General features: G+C 34.5%; 13 protein-coding genes. 6 read left to right on the forward strand and 7 right to left on the reverse strand.

Translation table 11 applies throughout. The features are described from left to right. Positions 1-4: 4 nt before the first annotated feature. Together CHB80_RS01345 and CHB80_RS01350 are read left to right on the forward strand one after the other, a co-directional pair. Positions 5-4,624 (forward strand): TonB-dependent receptor plug domain-containing protein, encoded by a 4,620-nt coding sequence (locus CHB80_RS01345; RefSeq protein ID WP_179218058.1) that lies wholly within the window; start codon positions 5-7, stop codon positions 4,622-4,624. 267 nt (positions 4,625-4,891) lie between these two features. Continuing rightward, on the forward strand, positions 4,892-6,109 hold the full coding sequence (locus CHB80_RS01350) for a two-component regulator propeller domain-containing protein (protein WP_179218059.1): 1,218 nt from the start codon (positions 4,892-4,894) through the stop codon (positions 6,107-6,109). A 69-nt stretch (positions 6,110-6,178) separates the two neighbouring features. Here the strand turns inward: CHB80_RS01350 and CHB80_RS01355 are convergent, their stop codons facing one another. Further along, positions 6,179-6,637 (reverse strand): GreA/GreB family elongation factor, encoded by a 459-nt coding sequence (locus tag CHB80_RS01355; RefSeq protein WP_089369643.1) that lies wholly within the window; start codon positions 6,635-6,637, stop codon positions 6,179-6,181. A 304-nt stretch (positions 6,638-6,941) separates the two neighbouring features. Continuing rightward, entirely contained in the window at positions 6,942-8,060 is a 1,119-nt protein-coding gene (locus CHB80_RS01360) for an NAD(P)/FAD-dependent oxidoreductase (RefSeq protein WP_089369644.1), read from the reverse strand. 159 nt (positions 8,061-8,219) lie between these two features. Here CHB80_RS01360 and CHB80_RS01365 point away from each other — a divergent pair, with 159 nt between their 5' ends. The 4 genes from CHB80_RS01365 to CHB80_RS01380 are packed head-to-tail and all read left to right on the forward strand — an operon-like array spanning position 8,220 to position 12,285. Beyond that, a complete protein-coding gene (locus tag CHB80_RS01365) occupies positions 8,220-8,702 on the forward strand; it encodes a toxin-antitoxin system YwqK family antitoxin (protein WP_089369645.1) in 483 nt (160 codons plus the stop codon). Positions 8,703-8,717: 15 nt separating this feature from the next. After that, the gene (locus tag CHB80_RS01370) at positions 8,718-9,410 is read left to right on the forward strand and encodes a glycosyltransferase family 2 protein (RefSeq protein ID WP_089369646.1); all 693 of its coding nucleotides are present in this window, start codon (positions 8,718-8,720) and stop codon (positions 9,408-9,410) included. Further along, positions 9,410-10,900, forward strand: a complete 1,491-nt coding sequence (locus tag CHB80_RS01375) for a cellulose synthase family protein (protein WP_089369647.1) — start codon at positions 9,410-9,412, stop codon at positions 10,898-10,900. Before CHB80_RS01370 ends, CHB80_RS01375 begins: the two co-directional genes overlap by 1 nt. Continuing rightward, a complete protein-coding gene (locus CHB80_RS01380; RefSeq protein ID WP_089369648.1) occupies positions 10,897-12,285 on the forward strand; it encodes a glycosyltransferase 87 family protein in 1,389 nt (462 codons plus the stop codon). Before CHB80_RS01375 ends, CHB80_RS01380 begins: the two co-directional genes overlap by 4 nt. Positions 12,286-12,305: 20 nt before the next feature. Here the strand turns inward: CHB80_RS01380 and CHB80_RS01385 are convergent, their stop codons facing one another. From CHB80_RS01385 to CHB80_RS01405, 5 genes are read right to left on the reverse strand one after another with little or no spacing between them, the layout of a single operon-like run. Then, entirely contained in the window at positions 12,306-13,193 is an 888-nt protein-coding gene (locus tag CHB80_RS01385; RefSeq protein ID WP_089369649.1) for an alpha/beta hydrolase, read from the reverse strand. After that, the gene (locus CHB80_RS01390) at positions 13,193-13,573 is read right to left on the reverse strand and encodes a hypothetical protein (RefSeq protein WP_089369650.1); all 381 of its coding nucleotides are present in this window, start codon (positions 13,571-13,573) and stop codon (positions 13,193-13,195) included. The genes CHB80_RS01385 and CHB80_RS01390 overlap by 1 nt, the downstream gene beginning before the upstream one ends. 12 nt (positions 13,574-13,585) lie before the next feature. Further along, positions 13,586-15,223 carry an ArnT family glycosyltransferase gene (locus tag CHB80_RS01395; RefSeq protein ID WP_218823071.1) on the reverse strand — a complete coding sequence of 546 codons (1,638 nt, stop codon included), beginning with the start codon at positions 15,221-15,223 and terminating at the stop codon, positions 13,586-13,588. Then, on the reverse strand, positions 15,216-15,833 hold the full coding sequence (locus tag CHB80_RS01400; RefSeq protein WP_089369651.1) for a lipid-A-disaccharide synthase N-terminal domain-containing protein: 618 nt from the start codon (positions 15,831-15,833) through the stop codon (positions 15,216-15,218). Before CHB80_RS01400 ends, CHB80_RS01395 begins: the two co-directional genes overlap by 8 nt. Beyond that, positions 15,826-16,545, reverse strand: coding sequence for a glycosyltransferase (locus tag CHB80_RS01405; RefSeq protein ID WP_089369652.1), 720 nt, complete (start codon positions 16,543-16,545; stop codon positions 15,826-15,828). The genes CHB80_RS01400 and CHB80_RS01405 overlap by 8 nt, the downstream gene beginning before the upstream one ends. Positions 16,546-16,565: the final 20 nt, after the last annotated feature.

Raw genomic sequence — 16,565 nt, forward strand, 5'->3', positions numbered from 1 at the left:
ACTCATGATAAAGAAATATGTATATACCTTATTGTTGATATGCGTAAGTGCTATAACATTAGGTCAAGAAGAGCTATTAGGTATAAGTGAAGCTGATTATATTGAAAAAACGTATACTCATACAGATCGTCCTTTCTATTTTCCTGGAGAAACAATTTGGTTTAAAACCTATATAACCAATGCGCATCAAGAAATAACATCCTTAAGCGATATTGTTTATGTAGAGCTTCTATCTCCAGAAGGAAATAGCATTCAAAAAGGAGAATACCGTATTCAAAATGGGTATGCCTATGGCCAATTTAGTCTTAATGCTGATTGGGTAGGTGGTATATACACTATAAAGGCATATACCAAATGGATGCTTAATAATGGAAATGCTTCTTTATTCTCCAAAAAAATTACTGTTCAAAAGATAGTAGAGCCTCGCTTGCAGATGAAATTTGACTTTAAAAAAGAAGCCTACGGACCAGGAAGTAATGTGCAAGCTACAGTCGTATTAAAAGACCTAGAAAACAATGTGCTAAAAAACAAAAAGTGTTCTTACACATTACGTATAGGAGGAAAAACACTCTCAAAAAATGAGGTCATCTCTGATGATGAAGGTAAATTAGCTATAGCATTTTTATTACCTGAAAATTTAAATACAACAGATGCTATTGTAAATGTACTCATACCTCACTTGGGGAATACAGAATCTATTTCAAGAAGTATTCCTGTAACATTAGATAATATTGATCTACAATTTCTTCCAGAAAGCGGCGTGCTTTTAGAAGGCTATAAAAATACCATTGCTTTTAAAGCTACAAATGCATATGGGAAACCAGCAGATATACGTGGGGTTATTAAAAATACACAAGGAGAAATTGTGGCTAATTTTAATAGTTTTCATAATGGCATGGGAAGCTTTGAACTTACCCCTAAAAATGGAGCGCATTACACAGCTCATATCTATGAACCTTTTACATCTAAAATCATCTATACTATTCCTGAAGCGCAAAACCAAGGAATTAGCATTCACCTTGATCATATAGAGAATGAACTCGCAACTTTTACGGTCACAAGTTCCAAAAATCAAAAAGTAGAATGGTGTGCGAGTGATGTAAAACAAACATTATATAATGATCAAATTCAACTTAAAAAAGGAACACAACAACTTGTCGTAAATATAAATGACTTCCCACAGGGTATTACAAAATTTACAATCCAAACTATAAATGGTCGCTTTATTGCAGAACGTCTTGCTTTTTTAAATTATAATAGAAAGCTATCTATTGAGATCACTACAGATAAAACATCTTATAGCACTCGCGAGAAAGTTCAAGTAGCTATTCTCACAAAAGATCAAAATGGCAAACCCGTTCCTTCCAATTTATCACTTGCTGTTGTAGACAATAAGCTTATGAGTTTTGCAGATGACAGACAAGACAACATAGCCTCTTACTTACTTATGTCTAGCGAACTAAAAGGGAGTATTTACAAGCCTAATTTTTACTTTAATCCAAAAGAAGACAAAGCAGAAAAGGCTTTAGATTATGTATTACTCACGCATGGTTGGAGAAGTTATTTAACCGAAAAAATAGGAGATGTTCACACAGCACAATACCCACCTGAAAATTTCTCTATTCAAACTGGCGTTGTTATCAACCAAAAGAATGAGCCTACTCCGGCCAAGCTATTGTTATTTGACACTTATGGTGATGATGTATTACCATTTAACACCAATAATAAAGGAGAATTTTTCTTTAAAATGGTAGATGGTGTACATTATACATTACTTGCATATAATGACGCAGGAGACAAGTTGACTATTATATCAGGAAGTGTACATAGTACCAATAATTGGGAAGAATTAAGAAGGCAAGAAGAAAAAAATAAAAAACAAGAAGAAATCGCCACAAAAAAACTAGCAAAGCCTACGGCAAAACCGATAACTAAGAAAGTTGTCAAAAAAGATAAAACTGCTTCCAAAAATGTCTCTACTATTTTACAATCAGACAATCAACTGGATGAAGTTGTTGTTACTGCACAAGGAATACGAAGAGAGAAAAAAGCACTTGGATATGCCGTAAGTGAAGTTTCGGGTGAAGATGTAGGAACCGAAGGGGATGTAGGGCGAATTTTATCTGGAAAAGCAAGTGGTGTAGCAATTACAAATCAAAGCGGTTCTTCAGGTAATGCAACTAATGTGGTGATAAGAGGGTACAACTCTATAAGTGGTAATAATCAAGCTCTCTTTATAGTTGATGGTGTTCCCTACACAGAAAGCATTGATAGATCATTAAATCTTGACCCTAATAACATAGAGTCTATAAACATTTTAAAAGGATTAGCAGCAACAACATTATATGGTACCGCAGGCAGAAATGGCGTTATTATTGTAAACACAAAAAACAATAGATACTATTCCTCATATGGGAAAAAGAGACTTAATAATTCTAAGTATCGTAATTATGTAATACAGAAGTTCTCTTCTCAAAATTATAGATACTATACCCCAAGTAAGAAGTTTTATGTTCCTGTATATGACAACACGATTCAACTCTCTGAAGAGCGTACCGATTTTAGACAAACTATCTATTGGAATCCTATAGTACAAACAGGTAATGATGGGAAAGCTACTTTACATTATTACAATTCTGATGCGGTTACTTCTTTTAACATTATTGCAGAAGGCATCAGTGCCTCTGGAGAAGTAGGGCGTAAAGAATCATCTTATCATGTTATAAATCCTATTACGGTTGATTATAAAACACCGGCATATATGTCTGTAGGTGATGAAGTCCTTTTGAATGTATCTATACAAAATAACACAGAGGAGCTTATTACTGGTATTTTTTCTATAGACTTACCTAAAGAGATACAGTTTTCAAAAAATTATGTTCCTCAAGAAATAACAATAGCACCAAAAAGTTTTACCCCAGTATATATCCCAATTCGTACGATTCAAAAATCTGAAGAAGCAATCATAAAAGCACTCTTTACAAATGACACATACACAGATTTTTTAACTACATCTACTACCATTGTAAGCCCTTATTTTCCTACAAAAGCATCATTATCTGGAGTTAAAAATGAATCTTTTGAATTCTCTTTAGATCATGTAGTTCCAGGTAGCATGGTAGCAGAATTTAATTTATACACAGATGTTGTGGGTGAAGTTATGGACGGAATATCCTCTATTATACGCAAGCCGTATGGATGCTTTGAACAAACTTCTTCTAGTACATATCCTAATGTCATGGTTTTAAAATACCTAAGAGAAAGTGGCAAATCAAATCCTGAAATAGAAGCAAAAGCATTAGACTTTATAAAGCAAGGATATAAAAGGCTTATCAGTTTTGAAACGAAAAAAGGAGGATTTGAATGGTTTGGACATACACCTCCACACGAAACATTAACCGCCTTTGGGATTCTTGAGTTTACAGAAATGAAAGAAGTATATCCAGATGTAAATGAGAAAATGATCATGCGTACGGTAGACTGGTTAATGAGTAGAAGAGATGGAAAAGGAGGTTTCCATAAGAGTAAAAAAGGATACGATAGCTTTGCTAGTTCTCCTCAAGATGTGGCAAATGCTTATATCGTATATGCCTTAAGTGAAGCTGGTATTAAAGTAGATATCCAGAAAGAATATAGCACTGCTTATCAAGACGCGTTAGAAAGCAATGACAGTTATAAAATGGCGCTTATGGCTTGTGCTGCATTTAATCTCATTCAACAAGAAGATGCACAACAACTTTTAAGCAAAATACAAGCAAACATTGAAACTTTTGGATTTGATGACCTTCCAGTTACAAATACGATTACTAGATCTTATGGTAAGGATAAGAAAACAGAAACACTGGCCTTTACGATCCTAGCCTTATTAAAACAGCAACAACAAGATTTAATTCAAATAAACAAAGCCGTAGAGCAATTAGTAAGTAATAGAAAAAATGGAGGGTTTGGAGCAACTCAAGCAACCGCAATGTCTCTTAAAGCATTAATTGCATATACAAAGACACAAAAAGCAAAAATAATAGCAGAAGATGATCTCATAACCATTACTATTAATGGAAAATCCTACAAGTCTAAACTAAAGGCTTCTTCCAATGGAAAAATAACTATCGCAGATCTTGAAAAAGATTTTACGCGTGGCACTAATACAATTGATGTTATTTTTTCTGATTCAAAAAAACAATTTCCATATAGTCTTACTTTAGATTGGGATAGTACATTACCAGAATCTGCAGAAAATCGTCCCTTAGAAATAGCTACTACAGTTATAGACCGAGCGTATACAATTGGACAAACTATAAGACATAGCACTACTATAAAAAATAAAAAAGATAATGGGCTTGGAATGGTCACTGCTATTATTGGAATTCCATCAGGAGCATCTGCACAACCATGGCAACTTAAAGAGTTAATAGAAAAGGATCATGTTGCTTTTTATGAAGTATATGACAACTATGTGGTCTTGTATTGGCGTTCATTTAAAGAGCTTGAAGAAAAAACAATTCATTTAGACTTAAAAGCAGAAGTCGCGGGGTCATATACCGCGCCTGCGAGCACAGTATATCTATATTATGGAGAAGAGTATAAACACTGGATAAAAGGAACACACATTGAAATAGAAAAATAACGTCGTATTGACAAAAAGAGTGTTTAGTTGGTTTGTTAGGAGATCCGCATATATGTTTTTAGGAGGACATTATGCGGATCTATCGTATACTAAAACAAGAAACCACTTCCATTATCTCATGCTATACGTATACATAAAAATCCTGCCGAAAACTCTTATCGGGGTTTACGAAACTATATAATATCACTGCGTAAACGTTTATAAAATAACACCTTATAAAATCCATTTTATTAGACCTTAGGGTATCAATCATAAAAAACAATGGATATGAAAAAACAACTATTTTTAATTGCAGTAATGATCACACTAACTACAGTGGGTCAAACATTTACAAATTATACTGAAGCAGATGGACTTTTTCCAAGCTTAGTAAATGAAATCATAGAAGATGATGATGGTGATATCTGGTGTGTAGGATGGCTAGATGCCACTAGCCCAGGTATTGCAAGATTTAATGGTGAAAGCTGGGAGCTTTTCGGAAATGATGATGATGGACCACATAGTAATACATTTATTAGTCTATTACAAGACAAAACTGGGGCATATTGGTTTGGAAGTGTCCCTTCTGAAGGAAATCAAAATGGTGCTAGTAGGTTTAATGGTTTTGCTTGGGCATACTTTCCTGAAAATGTTTTTGCAGGTACTGCTATAGAAGATATCGCAGAAGGTAGCTTTAACGATTTGTGGTTTGCTACAAATGGAGGGCTCACAAAATTTGATAGCAATATTTTTACAAGCTATACTATAGAAGATGGACTTCCTAGTAATAGCATCACATCAGTTATCCAAGATAAAAATGGCGATATATGGGTAACTACATTTGATGGTGGTGCCTCAAAGTTTGATGGAACTACATTTACAAATTATACGGTAGACGACGGACTTGCATCTAACGAGCTCACAAGAGTCTTTGAAGATAGAAGCGGAAATATATGGTTTGCGTCTGGCTTTAGTAATGCAGGTTTAACTCGTTTTGACGGTAACTCTTTCACTATTTTCACAACTGCAGATGGGCTTGCCGCAAACAATGTACGAGAAATTGCACAAGATGACGATGATAATTTATGGTTTGCAGGAAGTGCTGGTGTGACAAGATTTGATGGCGAAAACTGGTTAATATTAAATGAAAGCAATGGACTTCTAAGTAATTTGGTAAGAGGCATTGAACCAGATCGAGATGGAAATATCTGGTTTGGAACTTTAGAAGGTGTGAGTGTTTTAGAAGCCGGATCACTATCTGCTGGTGAGGAAAATCTAACTACATTTTCTGTTTTTCCAAACCCGGTGGAAGATCAACTTATGATACAAACCCCAAATACATCTGAAATATTAAAAGTAAACCTATATAGTGTACTGGGTGAGTTAATTGCATCACAAGACAATACCGCAAACGTAGACATGTCTACCCTTTCCTCAGGAATTTATTTTGCTGAAATCTTAGGAACCAATCAACAATCGCAGACTATAAAAGTTATTAAAAAATAATACCTATTCCTATTTATTTAAATACCAAAGGTGTTTTCATAAAATACATTGAAAACACCTTTTACTTACTTAATAAATTGTATGGATAGTGAGTACACTTTCGCGAAAGCGTACCTCATCTCCTTCCTGCTTGCCAAGTAGTAATTGTCCTATAGGCGACTGTATACCAATAGCGTAGAAAACATCTTTCTCTATCTTAATTTCCCCAACAGGAATACTGATAAAATAAGTATGCTGAGAAGTCATAACAACACTTCCCAAATGCACAGGGCCAGAAGATATCTTTTTAGAAACACGATCAAGAATGACTTCTAGCTTTTCTATTTCTGCGAGTTGTTTTCCTGCATTTTCTCGCTCTAACTGAAGCATTGCTCTACCTGTCTCATGCTTATCTCCTGCAGAGCTTTTGGTCTCTTCTTTAAGAGATACTGCAATATCAGCAAGTGTTTTATCTACTGTCGCACGTCGTACTGCTAGTTGAGAGGTACATTGTTTCAATAGTGCTTCTTTTAATGCTTGTTTTTTCATGTATACTAATCTCAATTACGAATAAAACGTATTATGGTATTAAATAGACCATGTTCTTCCTACTTGATTTTAAGAATAGAGTAACGGAAAATTCTTTTCTTTTTGTATCCTAAAAATTACAAAAACAAAAGAACAACCACCCCTTCATAGGTTATTCAGAAAACAGATTAATCTCTTACCAAATCGGCCAAGTCTCTTCCTACTTGACTCTGAAACCAAGATAACGGAAAGTAATTTCTAAAAAAGCGAAAAAGCTTCTTTTTTAAAATTACAACCACCCCTCATGGGTTATTCAGAAAACAGATTAATCTCTTACCAAATCAGCCAAGTCCCTTCCTACTTGACTCCCGATAGCCACACCCATGCCACCTAGGCGCACACCTACGTGTATGCTATGAGAAAGGGTCTTAACAATAGGTTTTTTTTGTGTCCCTACACCCATAATACCGCTCCATCGTCTATCAATTTCAAAAGGAGTTTCTGGTAAAATAACGTCTTTCAATACCTCTTCCAATTTGTTTTGAACTACAACTGTCTGACCTAAATCTGTAGTCTCTTCGGCGGCGAAATCTAAATTACGGCCCCCTCCAAAAAGAATACGGTTATCTATATTTCTAAAATAATAATACCCTTTATCCAGATGGAATGTCCCTTTTATTTTTAAATCAGGAATTGGTTTTGTAATCAATACCTGTGCTCTCGCAGGTTTTACTTGCTGTAATCCTAATTGAGAAGCAAAGCCATTAGTTGCTATAAATAGTTGCTTACTCTCTAAAGAAAATTTGTTTGTTGTAACTGTGATCGTATTCTCTTTTTCTTCAAAAGCTTCCACCTGAACTCCATTCATAATTTTAATTCCTTTTTGAATGGCGAGTTGTAATAAATTTCCCATCATCGCTCCCGTATCAATCTGTCCTTCAAAAGCATTATAGATATAACGCTCTTGAATATGGTTAAATCCAAATACGTTTTCTTTTGTACTATATACCGGAGCATTAAAAATAGGATATAACAATGCATTTATGCGATCTATATGCTGTAAGCAATGTTGGTACAAAGCAGCATCTTCTTGGGTAAAAAGTTCATAACCTCCTAATTCTTGATAATCTAATGTTGTATCGCCTACCGTTGCTCTCAATAGTTTTAACCCATCAATACGTTTCTTAACAAGTGCTACTACTTCTGCTTCAGAATGGGAAGTAAGATCATCCAGAATTTCAGAAAGGCTTCCAAAACAAGCAAAACCAGCATTTTTTGTACTGGCGCCCTGTGGCAACATCCCTTTTTCTAAAATAAGAATACGAGCCTTGGGAAACTTTTCGCGTAAGCGTAATGCACAATTTAATCCCACAATACCACTTCCTATTATGGTATAATCAATGTGAGATAACCAAGATTTATATTCCCAATAACTTAAACTCATACTTGTAAAGCTTTAGGTAAAAATAAGCATCATCATTTACTTTATGATATTTTCTGCGAGATGATCTATACTTTCTTTCTGGCATGTCAAAAACAAAAAAAATATTTTTCTGTTAGCCTCTCAAAGTATTTACGTCTAAGCAAGCCTAACGACATCAACATGACATCATATTTACTCATCTTATTTTTATGGATTTCGCCCTCCACAAATGAGAATGCCGTACGTATGTATAGTAAAGAATATTATACCAATGGTAATCTTAAGTCAGAAGGTTGGGTTATGGGGAGTGATAAGACCAGTTATTGGTATTATTATCACGAAAACGGCAAGCTTGCTTCAAGAGGACATTATAAGGCTAATCATAAAACTGAATACTGGTATTATTATGATAAAAACGGCGCTTTAGAGAAAGAAGGGCATTATAAAAAAGGAATCGCCGAAAATTGGTGGATTTTTTACGATCTTGCAACCCAAGAAAAACGCAAAACACAATACCAAAACAATAAGAAAAACGGATTTAGTTTAATATATCAGAAAAATAAACTCATAAAAGTGGAAAAATACATACAAGACGTATATAAAGGTATGTGGACCAGTATTAGTAGTTTTAGGCGTGACAACCCTGATGTAAAGATGTACTAGATTTGTTGCCTAATTATGAATCCCATCATCAAAGTTATCATTCCGGCTTATAATGAGCAAGATTCTATAGGTCTGGTCATTAACGATATTCCAGATAGTGTACAGGAAATTATTGTTGTGAGCAATGCATCTACAGATCAAACAGATGTCGTTGCAAAAGAAGCAGGAGCCACTGTATTAAGAGAAAATACGCCTGGATATGGAAATGCCTGTTTAAAAGGAATGGATTATGTAGCAAACTCATCAGACAAAACAGATATTATTGTTTTTTTAGATGGTGATTATAGTGATTATCCCGAGCAATTGCCATTATTGATTACGCCTATTATTGAAGATGGATGTGATATGGTAATTGGAGCACGAGATAAACGCTTTCGCGAAAGCGGATCCATGACCGTTCCCCAAATATTTGGAAATTGGTTAGCCACTACCTTAATGCGTCTCTTTTTCAGAGCTCGTTTTACAGATTTAGGCCCTTTTAGAGCAATGAAGTATGAAAGTTTGCTCGAATTAGAAATGGAAGACAAGACCTATGGCTGGACCGTAGAAATGCAGCTTAAGGTCTTGAAAAAGAAAATGAAATACACAGAAATCCCTGTAAAATACCGTAATCGTATTGGGGTTTCCAAAGTTTCTGGAACAGTAAAAGGTGCTATCTTTGCTGGCATAAAAATTTTAAGTTGGATATTTAAATATAGTTTTAAATAATGCTGTTAGAATTCACAATCATCACGATTTATACCATCGCGCTACTCATCATATTTGCATATAGTTTATCGCAACTAAATTTGCTATTTAACTATTTACGGGCACAACGTAAAAAGGATGATTCGCCAAAATTTGACATGTCAGACCCTGAACAAGTCCCTTATGTAACCATACAACTTCCTGTGTATAATGAGTTGTATGTCATGGAACGTTTATTAGATAATATCGCATTATTAGAATATCCGAAAGACAAATTAGAAATTCAAGTACTGGATGATAGTACAGATGAATCTTTACAAACTACAAAAGAGCATATCGAGCGTTTACAAAAAACGGGACTTGATATAAAACATGTAACTCGTGAAGATAGATCTGGATTTAAAGCAGGTGCTCTTAAAGAAGGACTTACCCAGGCAAAAGGAGAGTTTATTGCTATTTTTGATGCCGATTTTCTTCCAGAATCAAACTGGTTACAACGTACTGTACCGTATTTTATAGATCGTAATATCGGAGTAGTACAAACCCGATGGGGACATATAAATAGAGATTACTCACTACTTACCAAAGTACAAGCTTTTGCTCTCGATGCGCATTTTACATTAGAGCAAGTAGGAAGAAACAGCAAAGGTCATTTTATTAATTTTAATGGTACTGCTGGATTGTGGCGTAAACAATGTATTATCGATGCTGGAAATTGGGAAGGTGATACACTTACAGAAGATTTAGACTTAAGCTATAGAGCACAACTTAAAAACTGGAAATTCAAATATTTGGAAGATGTAGAGACTCCTGCAGAATTACCAGTAGTTATTAGTGCTGCACGCTCTCAACAATTTAGATGGAATAAAGGAGGGGCTGAAAACTTCCAGAAAATGGCTTCAAAAGTTGTGAATAGTAAAAACCTATCTACAAAAACAAAGTTTCACGGCATCTTACATTTATTAAATAGCACCATGTTTTTAAATGTATTGATTGTTGGCCTATTAAGTATTCCTATGCTTTATATCAAAAATGAATATGGGCATCTTAAAACTTACTTTGTAGTGATGAGCTTCTTTGTCACAAGTACCGTGATTTTCTTTATTTGTTACTGGTATATGTTTAAGAATATCTATGGAGGCGGCTTTAAACAGTTTATACGATATATAGGGATGTTTTTTACCTTTTTCAGTATCGCGATGGGCTTCTCATTACATAATTCTATTGCAGTAATTGAAGGACATATTGGAAAACGAAGTGATTTTATACGTACGCCAAAGTTTAATATAAATAACCTTAAAGATAACTGGAAAGGCAATAAATATCTTAAGAAAAAAGTCTCCTTAAATGTTTTTATCGAAGGAGCACTTATGCTTTATTTTGCTTTTGGAATGTACAGTGCTTTTATTGTGGGAGATCAAGGAGGTGACTTTGGATTATTCCCTTTTCACTTAATGCTTTTTATAGGGTTTGGATTTGTATTCTTTAAATCATTAACCTCTAAAGTGTGATCGCCCAGATTTGGAAATATCACAAACTTCCGCTTCTTCTTGCTTTACTATCACTGGTATTCTATTGGGTATTTACGTATGATCTCGTACGTAATGATTTTATAAAATTATTCACCTTATATAGCGCACTATTTTTTCTATTCTACAAAATCGTACAACTAGGGAAAACTGATTTTTGGTTATTAGCGTTTATTGCATTTGTTTTTAGGCTTATTTTCCTTCCAGCAATCCCTAACCTCTCTCAAGATTTTTATCGCTTTATATGGGACGGCAGATTACTATTAGAAGGTTTTAATCCTTACCTAACTACGCCTCTGAGTTATGTGGAGTCTGGCACAATGGATATTGTATCACAAGCCGATGCGCTCTACAAAGGTATGGGCGAACTTAATGGAAGTCATTACACCAATTACCCGCCTATTAATCAATTATGTTTTGCGATTGCTGGGCTTTTTTCTGGTAATAGTATTACAGGTGCTGCAGTAGTTTTTAGAATTCTGATTCTTATTGCAGACATGGGTATCATCATACTAGGGAAAAAACTCCTTCAACGTATGGGATTACCCATTCATGCTATCTTTTGGTATGCGCTCAACCCATTTATTATCATAGAAATGACGGGCAATTTACACTTTGAATCGGTGATGCTCTTTTTTGTGATATGGTCTCTCTATCTTTTGCATAAAGGAAAATGGATAGGAAGTGCTGTTTTATTAGCGCTTTCTATTTCTATTAAATTATTACCCTTATTATTCTTACCGTTATTATTTCAGTTTTTGCTTTCGCGAAAAGCTATACAAGGAAAAAACCTATTTCTATCATGGAAGGGTTGGAAACAAGCTGCGTTGTATTACTTAGTTGTTTTAGGAACCGTAGCACTTACCTTTGCGCCTTTCCTTACGGGTGAGTTTGCCGAAAATTTCGGGGCTTCTATCGCACTTTGGTTTAAGAAATTTGAATTTAATGCAAGTATCTACTATGTAATACGCTGGATAGGTTTTAAAGTAGTGGGATGGAATATTATAGGAGATGTTGGTCCTTTGCTACCTCGCTATGTTGTTGGACTATTACTACTATTTGCATTCTTTAGAAAAAACAGAACCCTTAAAGCCACCATTACCGCCATACTCCTAGGGATTTCATTTTACTTTTTACTTTCTACCACAGTACATCCTTGGTATGTAGCAACGCCACTTATTTTATGTGTATTTACAAAGTATCGTTTCCCATTGGTATGGAGCTTTACGATTATACTCAGTTATTCGGCATATGGCCCAGATGGTTTTAAAGAAAATTTATGGCTTGTCGCTACCGAATACCTGCTTGTATTAGGTGTATTCCTTTGGGAGGTTTTTAGAAAAAGTAAGAAGCCTATTGTTGTATAACAGCTTTATGAAATATAAAATCACTCATTCAAGCTATCAATGATTTGTTTTAATGCTCTTTTTGCTTCCTGCATTACGGGAAGGAATGGCCAAATATGAGGCATCTTTTCTCCTTCAATAATAGCTACCTGAGTATTCGTTTTTATTAATTTTTCAATAGTTAGTTTTTGATCCGGATAGGTAATATCATAGGTTGCCGCATATAAAATAGTATGAGGGAAATTTTCAAAGCTTCCATACAATGGGGAAATCATTGTGTTTTTTAGATCTTTATCTTCAGCACACATTTGCTTTGCGCTAAGTACCCCTTTTTTAGATAACATAGGATCACGAGGATCTATTTTTTCTATATCAGGATTTGATAAGGTAGCGTCCATTACTGGAGAGACTAGAATAATTTTAGCGGGTAATTCCATGTCTTTTTGAACTAACCTTTGAACTAAAGCTGTAATCAATGTACCTCCTACAGAGTCCCCAATGCAAGAAATCTGATGTGCACTGTATGTTTTTAGAGCTATATTATATACCTCGTCTATATTTTGAGATATCAGTGAAATCTTATGTTCAGGTGCTTTTGGATAATCACACATCCAGACAGTATGATTTGTTTGCTTAACGATAGTCTTTATAGTATCCCAATGATGTTTTGCTGGACCAGATATAAAAGCACCTCCGTGAATAAATAATACTAATTTACCTGAAGCCTTGTTTGACGTAATCTCTGTAATCGAAGTATTTAGAATAGTAAATGTACGTGTTTGATGCTTCTTAAAGAACGTTCCTTTTACTTCACGTACATCTTCTTTCCGTATTTTTTTATAATCTATTGGATCTTGACTAAAGTCTTTTTTTAATCCTTTTAGTTTAATAATAAATAACGTAATATAATAGGTGAAGCTTTGTTTCATTATTTATTATTTTTAATAGCTACTTTAAGTTCGAATAGGGAAAGGATGACTATAAGTAATACCTCAACACAAATATACACCCATCCTAAAATTGTGACCGTATCTATATGATACATTGCACATCCTATAGACATACAACAATACAGTAAATTAAGTATTGCAATTATTTTTAACAGCTTACTCAAGTTAGCATTCTTTTTTTGAAAACAATAGAAATCAAAAATGGCAAAAAACACAGGAAATATGGCAAGTACATATAAGGTAGCAGAAGGGATTCCAAAAGCGCTTTCAAATTGAACAAGCACTATTCCTAGCATAAAAGCTGACAATATTGCTCCCAATCCATCTATTAAAAAAAGTCTCCTTGGGCTAAATATCATACAAGTTTTTTATTACTCTCTCTTAATTAATTTATAGACATACCCTACCTTTCGGTTTTTGTAATCTAATCCTTCATAATTCAAGTCAATAAGATAAGAGCCTGCGTTTTTAAAGGTATCAATGTATGGGTCATTTTCAATCAACTCCCCACACCATTCACAGTCAATAATATAAATAACATCATTTCCTTTTAATTCTTTTAAGCTATTAATAATAGGAATTTTAGCTCCTCTAGCCCAGATCATTTCTGGCGATGTTTTTTTATAAGCGTAAATAGGTGTTGATTTATCAATATTCAATCCTTTAAAAAAACCATCAAATTCAAAATGATTTTTGCTAGCTATCTTATTTTCAGCATGTAAAGTTCCTAAACTATATATAAGTGCTATAAGTCCTATAGTGAGTAGCACAAAAACCTGTTCAATTGATTTTTGATACAACTTTTTTAGAAGTAAGATTCCTATTACACTTAGTGAGCCGTAAAAAACATAGGTTATTATGGGAACTTCAATAGGTTTTTCTGTAAATAAAAGATATAGTCCAAAAATAGAAGCACCAATAAAAACAATACCAATTATCCCGAAAGAGAAATACACAGGAATGGTCTCTCGTTTATCTTTTAACTCCTTAAAGCGACGTATGAGATACTCAATATAAAAGCCTGTATTCATTGCCAATGGAATTAAAACAGGCATTAGGTATCTTGACTTTTTCTCTGGAATAACAGACAGTAATACAACGGCAACTAGCGTCCACAACAATGTAAACTGATATACTTTCAAGTTGGAAACACGTGTCTTTAAATAGGGATATAACAACCCTATAAAAGCAGGAACTGTCCAAAGACCACTTTGCACAAAGAAACTCCAATAGTAATAAAAAGGTCGCACATTATAGCTGGTCCAATTTCCTGTTTCTTTAGATGTAATGGCTGCAAATGTTTCTGGGTCTGCATATCGTACATAGAGATACCAACTAAACCCAACAGCTAATCCAACCAATAGAAGACCTACAAACAACAACCATTTTTTAGCAGTCGTAGATGTACGAAATATAATACCATAAGAAATCAAAAATGGTAATAATAATGCATACGCAGACACAGGGCCTTTGCTTAATACAGAGCATCCTATTCCTACAATGGCAAGTAATCCGTATGCCCAAGAAATCGTGTCTTTTCTAAAAATCTGAACAATACTATAGATCCCAACGAGCATGAATGCATGTGCATAAATGTCCCAAGGAGCTTCAAAGACAATAAGAATAACATAAAGAGAGGTAACTCCTATCAGACCATTATACAAACTATGAGATTTATCAAGGGTAAGCTTTCGCGAAAGCGTATACAACATACTCCCTAATAACATCACCATGAGTACTGCTGGTAATCGCAAAGCCCATGTACTCTTTATGCCAAATAACATTGCTGAAAGCGCTGTTAACCATGTAGGAAGTGGTGGTTTTTGATACCTAGCCTCACCATTCATGGTGGTAAGAATCCAGTTGTCATCAGTGAGCATTTCACGAGCTGTAATAAAATTACGTGCTTCCATGATAGTCACTTCCATCACATCTAAAAATGGCAGCAGCAATAAAGCAACCACAGTAATGATGGTGAGTATCGGTCGTTTTTTTACTAAATCAATCACGTTTTTTTCTATATAACATAATATTACGCATATAAATAATAGCGCCCATTACATTAGAAATAATCAATACAATATCTTGTCTAAAGATAAAATAAGTTAATGTCATAAGACCACCTACAAGACTAATCACCCAAAAACCTAAGGGCAAGATCGCTTCTTTATGCTGTTCGGCATACAACCATTGATATACAAATCGCAGTGTAAATACTATTTGAGCAATGATCCCTAAGATTAATAACCATTGTGCAATCTCAGGATTATTTAAAAGATTTTTAATATCATAATCCCCATTATTATATCCATATATCACAATAGCTATGGGGATGAGAAAAAACAAAAGCCTACTCCATTTGGGTATTTTTGTCCATTGGTCTTGTATTTGTAAGTTTCGTATATATATAAAATAGGTGAGTACCTGTCCTAGCATTAATGCAAAATCAACACGCAAATACCCATAGATAAACAATAGAAAAGAACCCGAAAGACTTAACCACCAAAAGAAAAGTGGAGTTACTGATTTTTTTTGTTTTTCTGAAAGAATCCATTGTGAGTACATCCTTCCGCCAAAAAGGATTTGTGCAATAATAGCAAGTATGGAAAATTTATCCACGGCTTGTTTTTTCTACAGTATAATTAATATACTTTTTTTTCATCCAGAGATAGGCAAAACAATCCATCAGTGGACCTAACAATCTGTTCCATAATCCAAACTTTGCTTCCCCTGCAATACGAGGAAAATGGCGTACGGGTACTTGTTTTACTTTCCCATTTTGCAATAAAATCATAGCAGGCAAAAAACGATGTAATCCTCTAAACATAGGAATACGTTTTGCATAATCTGATTTTATGATTTTAAGAGGGCACCCAGTGTCATCCATCCCATCATGTGTAAATGCACGACGAATCCCATTAGCAATTTTGGAAGACATATTCTTGACAAAACTATCCTTACGATCTGCGCGCACTCCAGTGACTAGCGCACAATCATCCATTTCATCTAATAATTTATTAAAATCGTCTGGAGTAGTTTGAAGATCGGCATCTATATATCCTACCAGTGCTGTATCTGCATAATCAAAACCTGCTTTTATAGCGGCACTTAGTCCAGCATTATGTGCAAATGAAATATAGGTAAAATTATCACTGCGAGAACAGATGTCTTCTATAAGTGCCTGACTACCATCCTTAGAACCATCATTTACGAAGAGCACTTTACTTTTTACAGCCGCATTCTCAAAATATGCGAGAAACTCTTTTTCTACACGTTGAAGATTATCTTCCTCGTTGTAAACAGGGACTACAATGGTAAGTCGGTACGACATTAAAATAAAGTTAGTTTCTG

Origin of the sequence: Dokdonia pacifica (assembly GCF_900188275.1) — a bacterium.
Lineage (GTDB): Bacteria > Bacteroidota > Bacteroidia > Flavobacteriales > Flavobacteriaceae > Dokdonia > Dokdonia pacifica.